General features: G+C 40.5%; 1 protein-coding gene. It reads left to right on the top strand.

All coding sequences use genetic code 11. The features are described 5' to 3' along the window. A partial coding sequence (locus tag IE867_RS14520) for a hypothetical protein (RefSeq protein WP_192485412.1) occupies window positions 1-933 on the top strand: 933 nt, incomplete at both ends.

A 933-nucleotide genomic window follows, 5' to 3' on the forward strand; every position in this document is an offset into this window, starting at 1 on the left:
GTGTATTAACGCTAACCGGTAGTGATACCGTGGTTAACTATCAAAATGCTTTACAAAGTATCACCTATATGAATACCTCAGATAATCCAAGTATGTTATCACGGACAGTCAGTTGGGTGGTCAATGATGGTGATAGTAATTCGGTAGCCGTAACCAGTACGGTTACAATCAATGCGGGTAATGATTTGCCTACTGCAGCCAACAGTAATGTTTCTACGTTGAAAGATAGTACTTACACCTTCAACATAAATGATTTTAATTATACTGATCCTGATGCTGATATTATAGCAAGTATCACGGTTACCTCTCTTGAAGGAGTGGGAAGCTTAAAATTAAACAATAATGATGTGGTTGCAAATCAAGTAATATCTAAAGCAGCAATTGATGCTGGTTTGTTAACCTTCACTCCTGTATCTGGTCAAGATGGTATTGGTTATGATAGCTTTGAATTTAGTGTTAATGATGGACAAAGTGATTCATTACTAAGTTATGTAATGACTATTGATGTTCAAATTGCTGGTGATATTAATGGCAATGGGGTTATTGATGTGCCAGGAGAAATTGCAGGTGACATTAACGGTAACGGTGTCATAGATGATCCAGATGAAGTCGCTGGTGACATCAATGGCAATGGTCAGATTGATGATCCAGATGAAGTCGCGGGTGACATCAATGGCAATGGCCAAATTGATGATCCAGATGAGGTTGCTGGTGACGTCAATGGCAATGGTCAGATTGATGATCCAGATGAAGTCGCGGGTGACATCAATGGCAATGGCCAAATTGATGATCCAGATGAAGTCGCTGGTGACATCAATGGCAATGGTCAGATTGATGATCCAGATGAAGTCGCTGGTGACATCAATGGCAATGGCCAAATTGATGATCCAGATGAAGTCGCGGGTGACATCAATGGCAATGGTCAGATTGATG

Source organism: Cysteiniphilum marinum, assembly GCF_014857925.1.
GTDB classification, from domain to species: domain Bacteria; phylum Pseudomonadota; class Gammaproteobacteria; order Francisellales; family Francisellaceae; genus Caedibacter; species Caedibacter marinus.